Origin of the sequence: Carnobacterium divergens (genome assembly GCF_900258435.1) — a bacterium.
GTDB lineage: Bacteria > Bacillota > Bacilli > Lactobacillales > Carnobacteriaceae > Carnobacterium > Carnobacterium divergens_A.
This window is the reverse complement of the sequence record NZ_LT992558.1, coordinates 787,273-801,914: the sequence shown is the minus strand read 5'-3', so window position 1 is coordinate 801,914 and position 14,642 is coordinate 787,273. Positions and strand designations below refer to the sequence as shown.

Genomic DNA, 14,642 nt, shown 5'->3' with positions numbered 1-14,642 from the left:
CAATTAATTAATAATCTACTAGGAGGAATTTAAAATGACAGATTTCAAAGACAAAGCTAAAGGTTTAAAAGATAAAGTAGTAGGTGAAGCAAAAGAAACCTACGGAAAAGTAACAAACGACGTGAAAAAAGAAGCTGAAGGAAAAGCACAAAAAGCTAAAGGTGCTGTTGAAGATAAATTAGGCGATATCAAAAAATAAAGCGAAGAATAAAATAAAGAGCAAATGCCTCGTTGGCATTTGCTCTTTATTTTATTTTGGATAACCTGTTGGATGATTCACATGCCAATTCCACGCTGACTCAATAATCGTCTCCATTGTTGTGTATTCAGGTTTCCATCCTAACATTTCTTGAGCTTTCTGACTGGCAGCCACTAATGTGCTTGGATCTCCAGCACGTCTTGCTTCCACCTTTGTTGGGATTTCTTTCCCCGTAATTTTTCTTGCGGCTTCTACAATTTCTTGAACTGAAAATCCAGTAGAACTACCTAAATTAAAGATATTACTTGAATTTCCTGCTTCTAAGTATTCTAAAGCTAAAATATGAGCAGCAATTAAATCCTGTACATGAACATAATCACGAATACACGTTCCATCTGGAGTATCATAATCATTTCCAAAAATAGAAAGCTGAGCTCTTTGGCCTAAAGCTGTTTGTAGTACCAAGGGAATCAAATGGGTTTCTGGTGTATGATCTTCACCAATTTGTCCATTTATTTTTGCTCCTGCAACATTAAAATAGCGCAAGGCAACATAGTTCATTTGATAGGCTTCCTCACACCACTTCAACATTTTTTCCATCATTAACTTCGTTTCACCATACGGATTCGTTGGATTCGTTGAAGCTGACTCTGCAATCGGCATCACTTTTGCTTCTCCATAAGTAGCTGCCGAAGAAGAAAAGACAATTTTTTTCACATCAAACTCTTCCATCACCTCTAAAACAATCTGAGTTCCGTACACATTATTGTTAAAATACATTAAAGGCTGTTCCATTGATTCGCCAACTAAACTATTGGCTGCAAAATGTAACACTCCATCAATCTTTTCCTTTTTAAAAATACCTTGTAAAAATGCTTTATCCCGAATATCCCCTTGATAAAAGCGTGCATCTTTATGAATCGCCTCTTTATGGCCTGTTTGCAAATTATCCACGACTACTACTTGATAGCCTTTTTCAATTAGTTGATCCACCCCGTGAGATCCGATATAACCTGCCCCACCTAAAACTAAAATAGTCATCCCTAATCTCCTTTAATTTATCTTATTTTATTAAAATTAATACTTCAAATATAGTTTACTATGTTTTACATAAAATAGTAATCCCATCCTTGAAATCTTATTAAAAAATAAAGTCTTACTTAAATTCTCCTGTAAAAACATCACTTATAAAGACTCTGTTTCTTCCATTATGCTTAGAATGATACAAGGCTTCATCTGCTAACTCCAAAAATCCATTTGACGTAATCTCACTTCTCAACCCTTTAACCAATGATGTCACACCCACAGAGACTGTGACATGAATCAACTGATTGTCATAATAAAAATGAGTTTCCTCCACTTTTTCACGTAACTTTTCAGCGATTCGTACACTTTCTGTTCCATTTTTTTTAGTGAGAATAATGGTAAACTCTTCTCCACCTACACGAAATACATCTACTTTTTTTAATTCTTCTATTTCTTTAATTGTTTTAGCTAGATTTTTCAGCACTAAATCCCCTGCTAGATGGCCATACGTGTCGTTAATCGTTTTAAAATAATCAATATCAAAAATAATTAGCGAAAAAGCTTCTCTCTTCTCGCGAGCTTTTAAAAATCCATCATCCATCTTAGCATTGAAGTCTTTTAAATTTCTTAGTTTGGTTAACTCATCCGTTAAACTTTCTTCGATTGTTTGAAATAATAGATTATTCAAATGATACAAATAAGAAGCACTCACATAAGCAATGCTACTTAAAATAACAAAATTTAAATAATCAGAAACAACTGCAACAAAGAAATAGGAATGATACCCATCAAAATTGGTTAAATAAATCCACACCCAAAAAACCGATGCACTCAAAATACTATAAATAAAAGTTAACACTTGGTTTTGTTTTACAATCAACTGAATTACTACCACTAATAGAAAAAAAGAAGAAAAAATAGTAATGTATCCTAGCGAAACAATAGTCGTCCCATAATAAAACAATCTAAAAACACTGCATAAAATAACAGATACTAACGAAATGTTACGATTTAGAAAAATAATAGGAATTAAAATAATAATCATTCTCAAATTGCCGAATATCAAGTAATAGTCTTCTTTTTGAGACATCATCATAAAATAGATAGAAAAAAAAGTCATAATCAATCCAGAAATCAGAGTAATCATAATATGATACGTTTTTGGACTTAAAAATTGATTGATATATAACTTAAACGAAGCAACAACAAATGCTTCAATAAAAAAGATTCCTAAAATAGAGATGATTCCAGTGATATAAGGTTCAACTAATAAAAAAGCGTCCATAATTACCTCCTTTTAATAAATAATGCCGGAAAAATTTAACACTTAAAAACAAACCTTATTTTAATCAATTTAAAGTATACCATCTTAATAAAAAAATAACACAGTTAGACATTTAAAATCTACTAAAAAAACACTGTGATTTTGCCTATTTTCCACAAAAAAACTAGCTTGGAATTTTCCAAACTAGTTTTTTTTATTATTCGACTGTTACACTTTTTGCTAAGTTCCTTGGTTTGTCTACATCATTGCCACGATGCAAACTTGTATAGTATGAAAGAAGTTGAGTTGGAATAACGCTAATTAATGGTGTTAATAAAGAATGAACGTGTGGCAAAATAAAGTGATCTCCATCCTCCGCCACGCCTTCCATTGCCAGAATCATGCTATTGGCACCACGTGAGTTTACTTCTTGAACATTCCCACGCGTGTGCCCAGCAATAGTTTCTTCGGTAATAATCGCTATAACCGGGGTTCCCTCTTCAATTAAAGCGATGGTTCCATGTTTTAATTCTCCAGCAGCAAACCCTTCTGTTTGAACATACGAAATTTCTTTTAATTTCAGTGCTGCTTCCATTGCCACATAATAATCCATTCCACGTCCAATATAGAACGCATTTCGACTGATACCTAAATATTCAGCAGCTAGTTGTTCCAATCTTTCTTTTTCATCAATAATCGTTTCCATCCCTGTAGCAACAATTGCCAATTCATGAACTAAATCAAAGTTCTGAGCAAATCCTTTTGCTTTTCCAACTACATCTGCAAGAACTGCTAATACTGCTATCTGTGCCGTGTAAGCTTTAGTTGAAGCAACAGCAATTTCTGGTCCAGCATGCAATAGCAACGTGAATTGGGCCTCTCTTGAAAGCGTAGAACCTGAAACATTAGTAATGGTTAAGGTTGGATGATTCAATTGATTGATTTTCACAAGAACTTGTCGGCTATCTGCGGTTTCACCACTTTGTGTTAAAAAGATAAAGAAAGGTTTTTCGGTTAACAACGGGGTGTTGTACCCAAACTCACTTGATAAATGAACTTCTGTTGGAATAGTTGTCAATGACTCTATCAATTGCTTGCCAACCCATCCAGCGTGGTAACTAGTACCACAGGCAACAATATAAATGCGATCACTTGCTAGCATCGACTTTGTAATGTCTGAGTCGATTTCCAATTGCTGTTGCTTTCCTTGATAATGTTGCAAAATTTTACGCATAACAGCAGGCTGTTCATCAATTTCTTTTAACATGTAGTAGGGATAGGTCCCTTTTTCTAAATCATTCAAATCAATTTCAGCTGTGTAAGGCAATCGGTTCATTTCCTCATTTTCAGCATTTTCAATTTTTATAGTAGATGCTGTCACCGTTACTATTTCACCATCCATTAATTCAACAAATTGATTGGTTACTTGAATCATGGCCATAGCGTCACTACAAACTACATTAAATCCTTCTCCTAAACCAACGAGCAACGGACTTTTATTTTTCGCAACATAAATTGTATCCGATACATTTTTATCCATCAACGCAAGCGCGTAAGATCCTTTCAAAAGACTTACTACTTTTTTAAAAGAATCAATTGTTGACAATCCTTCTAATGAAAACTTCTCAATCAGTTGAACAATTACTTCTGTGTCTGTATCACTAACAAAATCAACATCTGATACATACGATGATTTTAGTTTCGCAAAATTTTCAATAACGCCATTATGCACCAATGTAAACTGACCCATTTGAGATTGATGAGGATGAGCATTTATCACACTTGGAACACCATGGGTTGCCCATCTAGTATGACCAATTCCAATGCTTGCTTCAACGTCTTGACGAACACTATTACGTAAGGCTAAAATACGACCTTTTTCTTTAAATAGATGGTCTTGATTTGTCTCATCAATAAGATAGATTCCAGCAGAATCATACCCACGATATTCTAATTTTTCTAGCCCCTGTAACAACACTTCTTTTGCATTCTGATTTCCTACTACTCCGACAATTCCACACATAAATAAAATCCTACCTTCTGCTTGATATAGTTGTCGTTTCTAGGTACTTGGCAATTTCTTTGTTAACAAATCACTTTGCATTTTTAGAATTGCCTGTAGACTGTACAGCCTAGAGCTATCCGCCGAATCTTTCGATAAGCTCTCTCCTCGTCACCATTTTTAAATAAAATGGCCTGGCGCTTTTATTGGTATACCACGTTTTTAAAAAAACGATTTCTAGAAACACGATTAATAATATAACATAATCATGTAATAGTCAAACTTTATCCAAAAAAAACTTAATTGGTATACACCAAAAAAACTATTTGAAAGTTCTGCTTAAAAGCATCTCTCTCAAATAGCCTGTTTTTTTTATTCAGCTAATCCAATTTCTTGGCGAACAACTTCTGCAATTCGGTCAACATATTGGTTCACTTTTTCTTCTGTTGGAGCTTCTCCCATCACACGCAGTAAAGCTTCTGTCCCACTCGCACGAACCAAAATACGACCGTCACCATTCATCTCCGTTTCAACTTCCTCGATCACTGCTTTAATAGCTGGAACTTCCATCGCACCATTTTTATCTGCTACGCGAATATTCACTAATTTTTGAGGGTAGGTTGAAACTTCTGCCGCCAATTCAGATAACTTTTTACCTGTTTGCTTCATTACATTCAATAATTGAATTCCAGAAAGCATGCCATCACCTGTAGTATTGAAATCTAGAAATACCATATGGCCTGATTGCTCTCCACCAAAGTTATAGCCGTTTTTTCGCATTTCTTCCACGACATAACGGTCTCCAACTTGGGTTTGTAGGGCTGTCATTCCGGCTGCTTCAACAGCTTTATGAAAACCTAAATTACTCATAACAGTTGCAACGATCGTATCTTTTTTTAAACGACCCTTTTCCATCAAATATTTTCCGCAAATGTACATTATTTTATCGCCATCAACAATTTGACCCAATTCATCAACTGCAATAATTCGATCACCATCACCATCAAAAGCTAATCCTGCGTCTGCTCCTTTTTCTAAGACAAATTCTGCAAGTTTTTCAGGATGAGTCGAACCAACACCATCATTGATATTAATACCATTTGGTGTATTTCCCATTACATCAAAATCTGTTTCTAAATCAGCAAATAAACGATTTAGTAATGGTGCAGTGGCCCCATTTGCTCCGTCAAGACAAACGTGTAATCCAGAAAGATCAGATGGAATAGTTTGTTGCAAGAATTGCGTGTATTTTAAGGAACCTTCTAAATATTCATCTACCGTTCCTAATCCTGCTGCACTTGGGCGCGGTAACGTATCTTCTTCTAAATCTAGCAAAGCTTCAATTTCTAATTCTTGCTCATCTGAAAGCTTAAAGCCATCTGCTCCAAAGAACTTAATTCCATTATCTTGAGCTGGGTTGTGAGAAGCTGAAATCATTACACCTGCTACTGCTCCTTGTACTCTTGTAAGATAAGAAACTCCTGGTGTCGAGATGACACCTAATTGCATAACTTCTATTCCTACTGATAATAATCCAGAAATTAACGCTGTTTCTAATAATTGCCCTGATATTCTTGTATCGCGCCCTACTAAAACGCGAGGATGCTCAATACCTTCTGCATGCTGATTTAAAACGTGTCCCCCGAAACGCCCCAACTTAAAGGCTAATTCTGGCGTCAGTTCTGAATTAGCTACTCCTCTAACGCCATCTGTACCAAAATATTTTCCCATGATAAAATTTCTCCTTTATGAATTCATTTCATTCTGCTATCTCAGTCAACTTGATTAGTTGCTGGAATCTTCTTTTGATTCTGAACTTTCACTTGAGCTACTTGAACTTTCTTTGCTGGAACTACTAGAACTACTTGATGAGCTATTTGAAGGAGTGGATTCCGAAATAATGCTCTCACTTGTTGGTGGGCTAATTGCTTCCCCACCAGAATTTGTAGATATTGTGTTACTAACAGTAATCACAACTTTTATAGTAATTGGACTGACTGAAGTAATGCCTTCTGGTAATGATAAGGCAATCTCTTTTGTGGTTGTTTCAGTAATTCCCGTCACATCGACACTAACAGGGAAACTGCTTAAACTTTCTAAAAAGTTTTTATCTCCAGTAACATTAACTTTTGTGTTTTCTCCTTTAATTCCAAGTTTATATGACTTACCCGCAACTGGTGTACCTGTTTGATTTAACATGATAGGCACATCTTTGCTAGCTGACTTGACTGGAATTGTTACTTGAACTTCTTTAGGATTGATATTAACATCTAACTTATTGCCGCTTTCATCTAATACTTGAACGGGAACTTTTTGATTAATATCTTTAGTTACTCCATTTTCAGGCGATACACTGGCATATACTCTGCTAATTTTATCAATCGTTGATTCTGCTCCTGAAATTTGAACTGTGTTATAATCCAATGTTGGCGTTCCTGCTTCGTAACCTCTTGCAAGTAACGCTTTATTAAATTCAACATCAACATTAAATGTTTTAATTTTTTTATTTTCAATTATAACAGTCGCATCACTTGGCGTAAGTGTTACCGCAAGTTCATCGCTAAATCCTTCAGGGCTCAGATTAATTTTATGAGTCCCCACTCCTAATTTATTTAGGTTTTTGGCAACGACTTTAAAATTTTGCGCCGTTATAGTCTGTTGAATAATATTCTTTGACCCTTCGATTTTAACAGAAACTGTTTCAGGTAATCCAGAAACAAAGTATTTATCCTGATCCACATCAACGGTGATAGGAACATTTGAAATTACCTGCGAACTGTTCACACTTAACCCATCAATTGGATTATTTGTACTAATACGTCCATTATTCTCAAAGTTCACATAACTAAATAATAACAAAGCAAAAACTAAAGCAATAATTCTTAAAAACCAAGGGTTGTTATAAATTTTATCAATCATTTAGAACCACCCTTTCTAAAGCCTTCAATAAACTCTTGAATTGGATTTTTTTTGATTGCTTCTTCTTCAACTATCAATTCTTTTTCTAAATAGTTAATAAAATCTGCTTGTGTTAAATCTCGTAGAAGTTCACTGTTACGAGTAACACTAATTCCACCAGTTTCTTCTGATACAACAATTGTCAACGCATCTGTCACTTCACTTAAGCCAATGGCCGCCCTATGCCTTGTTCCTAATTCTTTTGGAATAAGAGAGCTTTCTGATAACGGAAGATAACCTGCTGCTGCTGCGATTTTATAATCTTTAATAATCACTGCGCCATCATGTAACGGCGTGTTTGGAATAAAGATATTAATCAAGAGTTCCCCAGAGATATCTGCATCTAATGGGATTCCGGTTTCAATGTATTCATCTAAACCCGTTTCCATTTGAATTGAAATTAATGCACCTATTCTTCTCTTCGCCATATATTGAACAGATTTATCCAATGCCTTAATCAACTGTTCTCCTGGGTTAACTTGTCGTTTAGTTCGTCCAAAAAGAGAACCTCGACCTAAATGCTCCAATCCTCTGCGAATCTCTGGTTGAAAAACAATGATTGTTGCTAATACGCCCCATGAAATAATTAAATCCATAATCCAATCAATTGTTTCTAAATTAAGAAAAAAACTAATCATTTTAATGACAACAATTACAGCAATTCCCTTTAATAGTTGGACAGCTTTTGTACCTTTTAACAATGAAATTAGTTTGTAGATAAAAAACCAAACAACTAATATATCAATGACGTTTAATAAATGACGCCACGTAATGAGTTGTGACCAATCAAAAGTCATCTATACACCTCCAACTTTCTAGCTTTGCTATTTACAGTTTTAATTATAACACAATTTTTATAGGGATGATGCAATAGAAAAGTCTATTTTTTAGCCTTCGACCTTTTTTTTAAAATCTCAAGAGCTCCTAAACCAATAAGGGATGCCAGACTAATTACCGCTCCCAATAAGAATCCTTGAGGAATAAAACTCAATTCAACTTGATGTGATCCTTTAGTTAAAGGAATCCCCATAAAGTCATCTAGTATTCGAGACGGTGCTACTTTTCTTCCATCTACTTTAACAACCCAATTTTGATCATACGGAATTGACATAAACAGTACCTTGTCATCTGTCTTCACGTCAACAGTTGCCTTAATATGGCTGTCTTTCCACTCTGAAATTTTTAGTCGATTTTCACTTAATTCTTCCTTCACTTGATTTAAAACGGTTGTATCTAAGATTTGGATAGACGTTGAATCCAGTATAATTTCTTCATCTGATTTAAATGAAATCGTTGCAGATTCGCCTTTTTTTAAATCTCCTAAGCTCAGTAAAGCCTGATTTCGAATTTCAACTTTAGGCGTTATTAATTGGTTATCTACATAAACCTTCACTTTTTCCATCTGATTATTCGGTAAATACAGATACGCCATGCCATCTACTTTTGCAGTATATTGATAGCTATTTCTTTTTTCCTGACGTAACTCAGCAGGAACAACTATTTTTTGTACATCCTCTACTAAATTCTTTGCAATTTTATTTTGATTGCCAAAAGGATCTTTCTCTACAAAATGAACCTTTGTCAGCTCTTTAGGAACAACGTAGCCCATACTTGTTTGAGCTGTTTCATTAATTTTAACAACCGTTGCCCCTGCCGTTTTACTTGCTTCAATTTTATAACGAACATTAAATAAATAATCAAGGAATTCGGTCTGTCCCACGCTACTGATTCGACGTTCATTTTTACTATTCAAGCCTAAATTCTCAAGTGTTTTTCTAAGAGAATTATTTAGTGTTGAACTATAGTAAGGCGTACTATGATAATTATACAAAAAACTACTATTATAGCCATTGTCAATTCCACGAACAGCATTGTCGACTCGATATAAATCTTCATCTTTTTCATACAACGGCTCTAAAACATTAGAAAATTCTAGCATATCTTCCCTAAATCGTGTTTCACTTTCAAAAGGAGTCGCTTTTAACATCTGATTAAAATTAAGCCCCATTTCAAGCGCAATCACCAAACAGAGAAGCAATTGTTTTAGTTTGCTTGTTCTTGACCACATGATTAAAAGCCCATTACTCACTACAAAAAGAATTGATAACCAAAACAAGTGATTGTCCAGTTGCTGTTCAACTGCCGAAGCAAAATGACTGTACAAGTACCCTACACCTATTAAACTAATTAATACGAAACAAACTTTACCAATCAGACCATTCGACAGTTCTTCCCGTTTAAGCCAAGACTCATACGCCAGTTTAATCAGTAAAAAACTCAACATATACGAATTTCGATAAGGAAAACCTGCCGTTTCCTGAAACATATGCCAAATGGTATTAAACAGTTGCAGCCAAAAACTAAGAAAAATAGTTCCTACTAAGATACCGTTACACCACTTTATTTTAGAAGAAACACTTTTTAAAAAGAAAAAGGATAACGCTAAAATCAATACAGCACTTCCAACAAAAAAACTTGGAAGATGTTCTAATCGTGTTTGAAAATTAGTATGATCTAAACCAAATTGTGTAAAAAATTCGAATCCGAATAATGGTGTCGGTAAAAAAATATGCCAATCAATTACAGATTTCCCCGTTTTTAACATGCCAAAAACAGCTGGTGCTAATAAGACACCATTTAATCCTGCTCCTATTAAAGAATAGCCTATAAACTTTCTCCAATGAAGCTTGGTTGCAGAAAGATAGTCATTCAATGAACTCACGTCACTTCGAAGTATTGTCCAATAACTAAAATACAATAATGCAAAAATACAGGTCATATAACCCAAATAATAATTCGTGAAAATAGTCATACATAAAATCAAACAATAGAACAATGATGTCCCTTCATCCACTAACCTCTGAATAGCAAGGGCAAGCAATGGTAGAAAAATTAAAGCATCCATCCACATAATATTGTACATATAAATTCCGACATACCCCGACAGTGCATATGTCATCGCAAAAAACAGTTGCGCCATGTCATTTTTAGGATATGTTTTTTGTAAGTAATAATACATACTTCCAGACATACACGCAATTTTCAAAAAGAGAACATATGTAACCGCTGTTGAAAGGTAAGTTTGCGAAACAAATAGAAAAATGAGATTAAACGGACTCATTAAATAATAGGCAGCCAATGGTAAAAATGAATCGCCCATTCCACTAGAAAAAGAATAAAACCAACTTCCACCACCAAAAAATAATGATTTTAATTGAGCAAAAAAAGGGACATATTGCGTTCCTAAATCGCTCACCAGTATATTTGCATCGCCAAACGGAACAATGCCTTTACTCATAAAAATTGGAACTACTATCAGCAAGGGCATTAGAAAGCTAACAAGCTGTTTTTTATTCCATTGTTTCAATTTTGTTAGGAACATTTTAACACCTCATTCATTAATTTTTTAATTATTTTCTTAACAGAAATTAAATTATACCATGTTCTTATTAAGGATTACTAAAGAAATCCATTAAATCACACTGCTTTGTATAAAAATACAAAAAAAGCATTTATAACTAAAAGTTATAAATGCTTAATGAGTCATGTAGGATTCGAACCTACGACCCTCTGATTAAAAGTCAGATGCTCTACCAACTGAGCTAATGACTCATAAATAATTGCATGGCAACGTCCTACCCTCACAAGGGGAAACCCCTAACTACTATCGGCGCAAAGAAACTTAACTACTGTGTTCGGCATGGGAACAGGTGTATCCTTCTTGCTATCGATACCACACAATTGATTTAATTTATTCTAACTATACCTATAAAAACGATACAGATTGTAGAAACTGGGCTAGCTGGATTCGAACCAACGCATAACAGAGTCAAAGTCTGTTGCCTTACCGCTTGGCGATAGCCCAATAATGGTGGAGGGGGGCAGATTCGAACTGCCGAACCCAAAGGAGCGGATTTACAGTCCGCCGCGTTTAGCCACTTCGCTACCCCTCCAATTAGAGAAGTCTTGTTAATCAATTAACTCAACGAAAGTTATTATAACAGGATTAACAAACTTATGTCAACACCAAATTTTAAAATCTTTAATGAAGTGTTTTTGTTTATTGCATCATTTTGCAACAACTCCATTATTATAATACAGATTTGAAAAATTGGCAATACCTTTTAGACAGATTTTATGAATTAAAATTACTTTTTTCAAGAAAAAATGATAATTTATACATAAAAGAAGGTAACATGCTCATTCTCTACATTAAAATAAAAAAGAATCAAGAATAACTTGATTCTTTTTTATGACCCGTACGGGAATCGAACCCGTGATACCGCCGTGAAAGGGCGGTGTCTTAACCGCTTGACCAACGGGCCATAAGCACAAGATTTATTATATAAAGAAATGATACATTTGTAAAGTACTTTTTTCATTATTTTCAATTTAGTTGAATTTTTTGACTTCTTTAGTGATTTTTGTTAATTTTTAGATACTTAACCTTATGTATGTCCGCTTTTTCCGTTGAAATTACTCTGTAACTAACCTCGTTTTTATTTTTATTAAAACTTTCTTTTTCTTCATTAGAAATTAGTACTTGATAATAGCTAAAAACAGGTATATAATCACTTGTTTGTGAGGGTAAATTAATATCTAATAAAACTATAAGGAGTTAACTAAAATGTGGAGTGTGATTAAACGTTATTTAATTGGAAAACCTTTAAAATCTTCTGAAGAAGGAGATCAAAAATTAGGAAAATTTAAAGCTCTTGCTCTTCTTTCCTCGGATGCTCTTTCTTCTATAGCATATGGAACTGAACAAATTGTTTTGGTTTTAGCTGCTCTTTCAACAGCTGCTATCTGGTATTCTATACCAATTGCGGGTTTTGTCTTGATCTTATTATTAGCACTTGTTCTATCCTATCGACAAATAATCCATGCATATCCCCATGGTGGAGGAGCCTATATGGTTTCTAGCGAAAATCTAGGCCAAACTGCTGGATTAATCGCTGGTGGGTCATTATTAGTAGATTACATGCTAACAGTCGCTGTAAGTGTTTCTGCTGGGACAGAGGCCATTACCTCTGCTATTCCAGCACTCTATCATTATAAAGTACCTATTGCCATTATTATTGTCTTTCTAATCACTGCAATGAATTTAAGAGGTCTAAGAGAATCGGCTTCCTTCTTGATGTTCCCTGTCTATTTATTTGTAGCAGTTATCACGATACTGATTATTGTTGGTATCGGAAAAATCATTCTTGGGTTAGCTCCTTTCCATGCAACAGCAACTATCGGAGCAGTTGTACCTGGTGTTACATTAGGACTCTTACTTAGAGCCTTTTCTTCCGGTTCCTCTTCTCTAACAGGGGTTGAGGCGATCAGTAATGCCGTTCCTTTTTTTAAAGCCCCTCAAGCAAAAAATGCGGCTGGTACACTGGCTTTAATGGGTGGGATTTTAGGCTTCTTCTTTGCTGGAATTACATTTTTAAACTATTGGTATGGAATTGTACCCACAGAAAAAGTTACCGTTCTATCTCAAATTGGAACAGCAATCTTTGGGCAAGGCATTTTCTTCTATTTATTACAGTTTTCTACAGCATTTATTTTAGCCTTAGCTGCAAACACTGGATTTTCTGCTTTTCCAGTTCTAGCATTTAATTTAGCAAAAGACAAGTTTATGCCTCATATGTACTTAGCTAAAGGCGATCGACTTGGCTATTCAAATGGAATTATTACGTTGTCACTTGGTTCAATTATTTTAATCTCAATTTTCAATGGAGAGACTTCTCGTTTAATCCCCTTATATGCAGTAGGTGTGTTTGTTCCATTTACCTTATCACAAACAGGTATGATTATTAAATGGAACCGTGAACGTCCCAAAGGATGGATGGTTAAATCTATTTCAAATATTGTGGGAGCTTTAATTTCTTTTTCAATTTTTGCAATCTTACTATTTTATCGTTTGTCAGAAATTTGGCCATTTTTTGTTATCATGCCTATCATGCTTTATATTTTCTATAAAATTCATGATCACTACAAAAAAATCGCGTTGCAACTTCGAATCGAAAAATCTGTACCTGTGACCTATAAAGGAAATACCGTAGTGGTTTTAATTAGTAATGTTACACAGGTAACAAACGAGGCTGTAAACTACGCCAAAAGCATTGGAGATAACATAATTGCTATGCATGTTTCTTTTGATGAAAATCCAGAAAAAGAAGAAGAGTTTGCCGCTGAATTTAGAGAGCAATATCCCGATATTCGTCTAGTAAACTTACATTCTTCTTATAGAACTATTATTGCGCCAGTCTTAAGATTTGTAAAATTGGTTCAAACGAAATCTAGCAAACAAGGTTATACTACAACCGTCTTAATACCTCAATTCGTTCCAAAAAAACCTTGGCAACATATTCTTCATAACCAGACAAGTTTACGCTTAAGAGCAGCATTAATGTCTAAAGAAAATATCATTGTTTCAATTTATAGTTACCACTTAAAAGAATAATAAAAAAAGTCATTACTAGTACTTAGTAGTAATGACTTTTTTTAGTTTAAAGAACTATAGAATTAGGCTTCCACATCTTTGTATTCAGATTTTCGTTCAAATTCTGTTTTAGCGTATGGGCATAAAGGAATAATTTTCTTCCCTTCCAAACGCATTTCATCTACAACTCGTTTAACCAGTTGACTTGCAATTCCTTGACCTCTCAATGAAGGATCCACATAGGTATGATCTAAAATAACCTTATCTTCACCTGTTGGTACATAGGTGACTTCTGCAATCATTTTCCCTGTCTCATCGTTCTTGTAAAAGCGATTTTCTGATTTCTCAAATTCCATATAAACACATCCCTTACTATTCGTTACAATTAGTTTAACATGATTTATACAAATTGACTAACAGTTCAAAAAAAAGAAGCCTATAAGGCTCTTTTATACAAAAAACAGAATTTTACATTAAGCCACTTGCCGGATTTGAACCGGCGACCCCTTCCTTACCATGGAAGTGCTCTACCGACTGAGCTAAAGCGGCAACCTAAAATTTGGATAAAAAAAAATACTCCGCAAGTAGGACTCGAACCTACGACATCATGATTAACAGTCATGCGCTACTACCAACTGAGCTATTGCGGAATAATTATAAAAAAAAGCGTGGCAACGTCCTACCCTCACAAGGGGAAACCCCTAACTACTATCGGCGCTGAGAAGCTTAACTTCTGTGTTCGGCATGGGAACAGGTGTAT

The 14,642-nt window shown here is 34.7% G+C and carries 10 protein-coding genes, 6 tRNA genes, 1 rRNA gene and 1 other annotated feature; of the genes, 2 read left to right on the top strand and 15 right to left on the bottom strand.

The features are described from left to right. Window positions 1–34: 34 nt before the first annotated feature. Window positions 35–199 (top strand): CsbD family protein, encoded by a 165-nt coding sequence (locus CDIMF43_RS04230; RefSeq protein WP_074401331.1) that lies wholly within the window; start codon window positions 35–37, stop codon window positions 197–199. 51 nt (window positions 200–250) lie between these two features. Here the strand turns inward: CDIMF43_RS04230 and galE are convergent, their stop codons facing one another. From galE to CDIMF43_RS04170, 12 genes are all read right to left on the bottom strand, one after another. Continuing rightward, entirely contained in the window at window positions 251–1,240 is a 990-nt protein-coding gene (gene galE / locus CDIMF43_RS04225; RefSeq protein WP_109841272.1) for a UDP-glucose 4-epimerase GalE, read from the bottom strand. Window positions 1,241–1,355: 115 nt separating this feature from the next. Then, the gene (locus tag CDIMF43_RS04220) at window positions 1,356–2,510 is read right to left on the bottom strand and encodes a diguanylate cyclase (protein WP_109841271.1); all 1,155 of its coding nucleotides are present in this window, start codon (window positions 2,508–2,510) and stop codon (window positions 1,356–1,358) included. A 196-nt stretch (window positions 2,511–2,706) separates the two neighbouring features. Continuing rightward, the gene (gene glmS / locus CDIMF43_RS04215) at window positions 2,707–4,512 is read right to left on the bottom strand and encodes a glutamine--fructose-6-phosphate transaminase (isomerizing) (RefSeq protein ID WP_109841270.1); all 1,806 of its coding nucleotides are present in this window, start codon (window positions 4,510–4,512) and stop codon (window positions 2,707–2,709) included. 351 nt (window positions 4,513–4,863) lie between these two features. Next, window positions 4,864–6,222, bottom strand: coding sequence for a phosphoglucosamine mutase (gene glmM / locus CDIMF43_RS04210; RefSeq protein ID WP_074401335.1), 1,359 nt, complete (start codon window positions 6,220–6,222; stop codon window positions 4,864–4,866). Between the two features lie 54 nt (window positions 6,223–6,276). Next, window positions 6,277–7,410, bottom strand: a complete 1,134-nt coding sequence (locus CDIMF43_RS04205; protein WP_074401336.1) for a CdaR family protein — start codon at window positions 7,408–7,410, stop codon at window positions 6,277–6,279. Beyond that, a complete protein-coding gene (cdaA, locus tag CDIMF43_RS04200; protein WP_074401337.1) occupies window positions 7,407–8,246 on the bottom strand; it encodes a diadenylate cyclase CdaA in 840 nt (279 codons plus the stop codon). Before cdaA ends, CDIMF43_RS04205 begins: the two co-directional genes overlap by 4 nt. Before the next feature lie 83 nt (window positions 8,247–8,329). Continuing rightward, window positions 8,330–10,831 (bottom strand): YfhO family protein, encoded by a 2,502-nt coding sequence (locus tag CDIMF43_RS04195; RefSeq protein ID WP_109841269.1) that lies wholly within the window; start codon window positions 10,829–10,831, stop codon window positions 8,330–8,332. A gap of 157 nt (window positions 10,832–10,988) precedes the next feature. After that, window positions 10,989–11,061 (bottom strand) — tRNA-Lys (locus CDIMF43_RS04190). Between the two features lie 10 nt (window positions 11,062–11,071). Then, window positions 11,072–11,187: ribosomal RNA gene (gene rrf, locus CDIMF43_RS04185) — 5S ribosomal RNA — on the bottom strand. A gap of 55 nt (window positions 11,188–11,242) precedes the next feature. After that, window positions 11,243–11,314: transfer RNA gene (locus CDIMF43_RS04180), tRNA-Gln, on the bottom strand. A 4-nt stretch (window positions 11,315–11,318) separates the two neighbouring features. Continuing rightward, window positions 11,319–11,402, bottom strand: a tRNA-Tyr gene (locus CDIMF43_RS04175). A gap of 300 nt (window positions 11,403–11,702) precedes the next feature. Beyond that, a tRNA-Glu gene (locus tag CDIMF43_RS04170) sits at window positions 11,703–11,774 on the bottom strand. 302 nt (window positions 11,775–12,076) lie between these two features. Here CDIMF43_RS04170 and CDIMF43_RS04165 point away from each other — a divergent pair. After that, a complete protein-coding gene (locus CDIMF43_RS04165; protein ID WP_074401339.1) occupies window positions 12,077–13,903 on the top strand; it encodes an APC family permease in 1,827 nt (608 codons plus the stop codon). Between the two features lie 62 nt (window positions 13,904–13,965). On the opposite strand, the gene CDIMF43_RS04160 is transcribed toward CDIMF43_RS04165, so the two are convergent. From CDIMF43_RS04160 to CDIMF43_RS04150, 3 genes are all read right to left on the bottom strand, one after another. Further along, on the bottom strand, window positions 13,966–14,238 hold the full coding sequence (locus tag CDIMF43_RS04160) for a GNAT family N-acetyltransferase (RefSeq protein ID WP_074401340.1): 273 nt from the start codon (window positions 14,236–14,238) through the stop codon (window positions 13,966–13,968). 120 nt (window positions 14,239–14,358) lie between these two features. Continuing rightward, window positions 14,359–14,431, bottom strand: a tRNA-Thr gene (locus CDIMF43_RS04155). A 27-nt stretch (window positions 14,432–14,458) separates the two neighbouring features. Continuing rightward, window positions 14,459–14,532, bottom strand: a tRNA-Asn gene (locus tag CDIMF43_RS04150). Between the two features lie 26 nt (window positions 14,533–14,558). Then, window positions 14,559–14,642: a sequence feature (5S ribosomal RNA rRNA prediction is too short), on the bottom strand.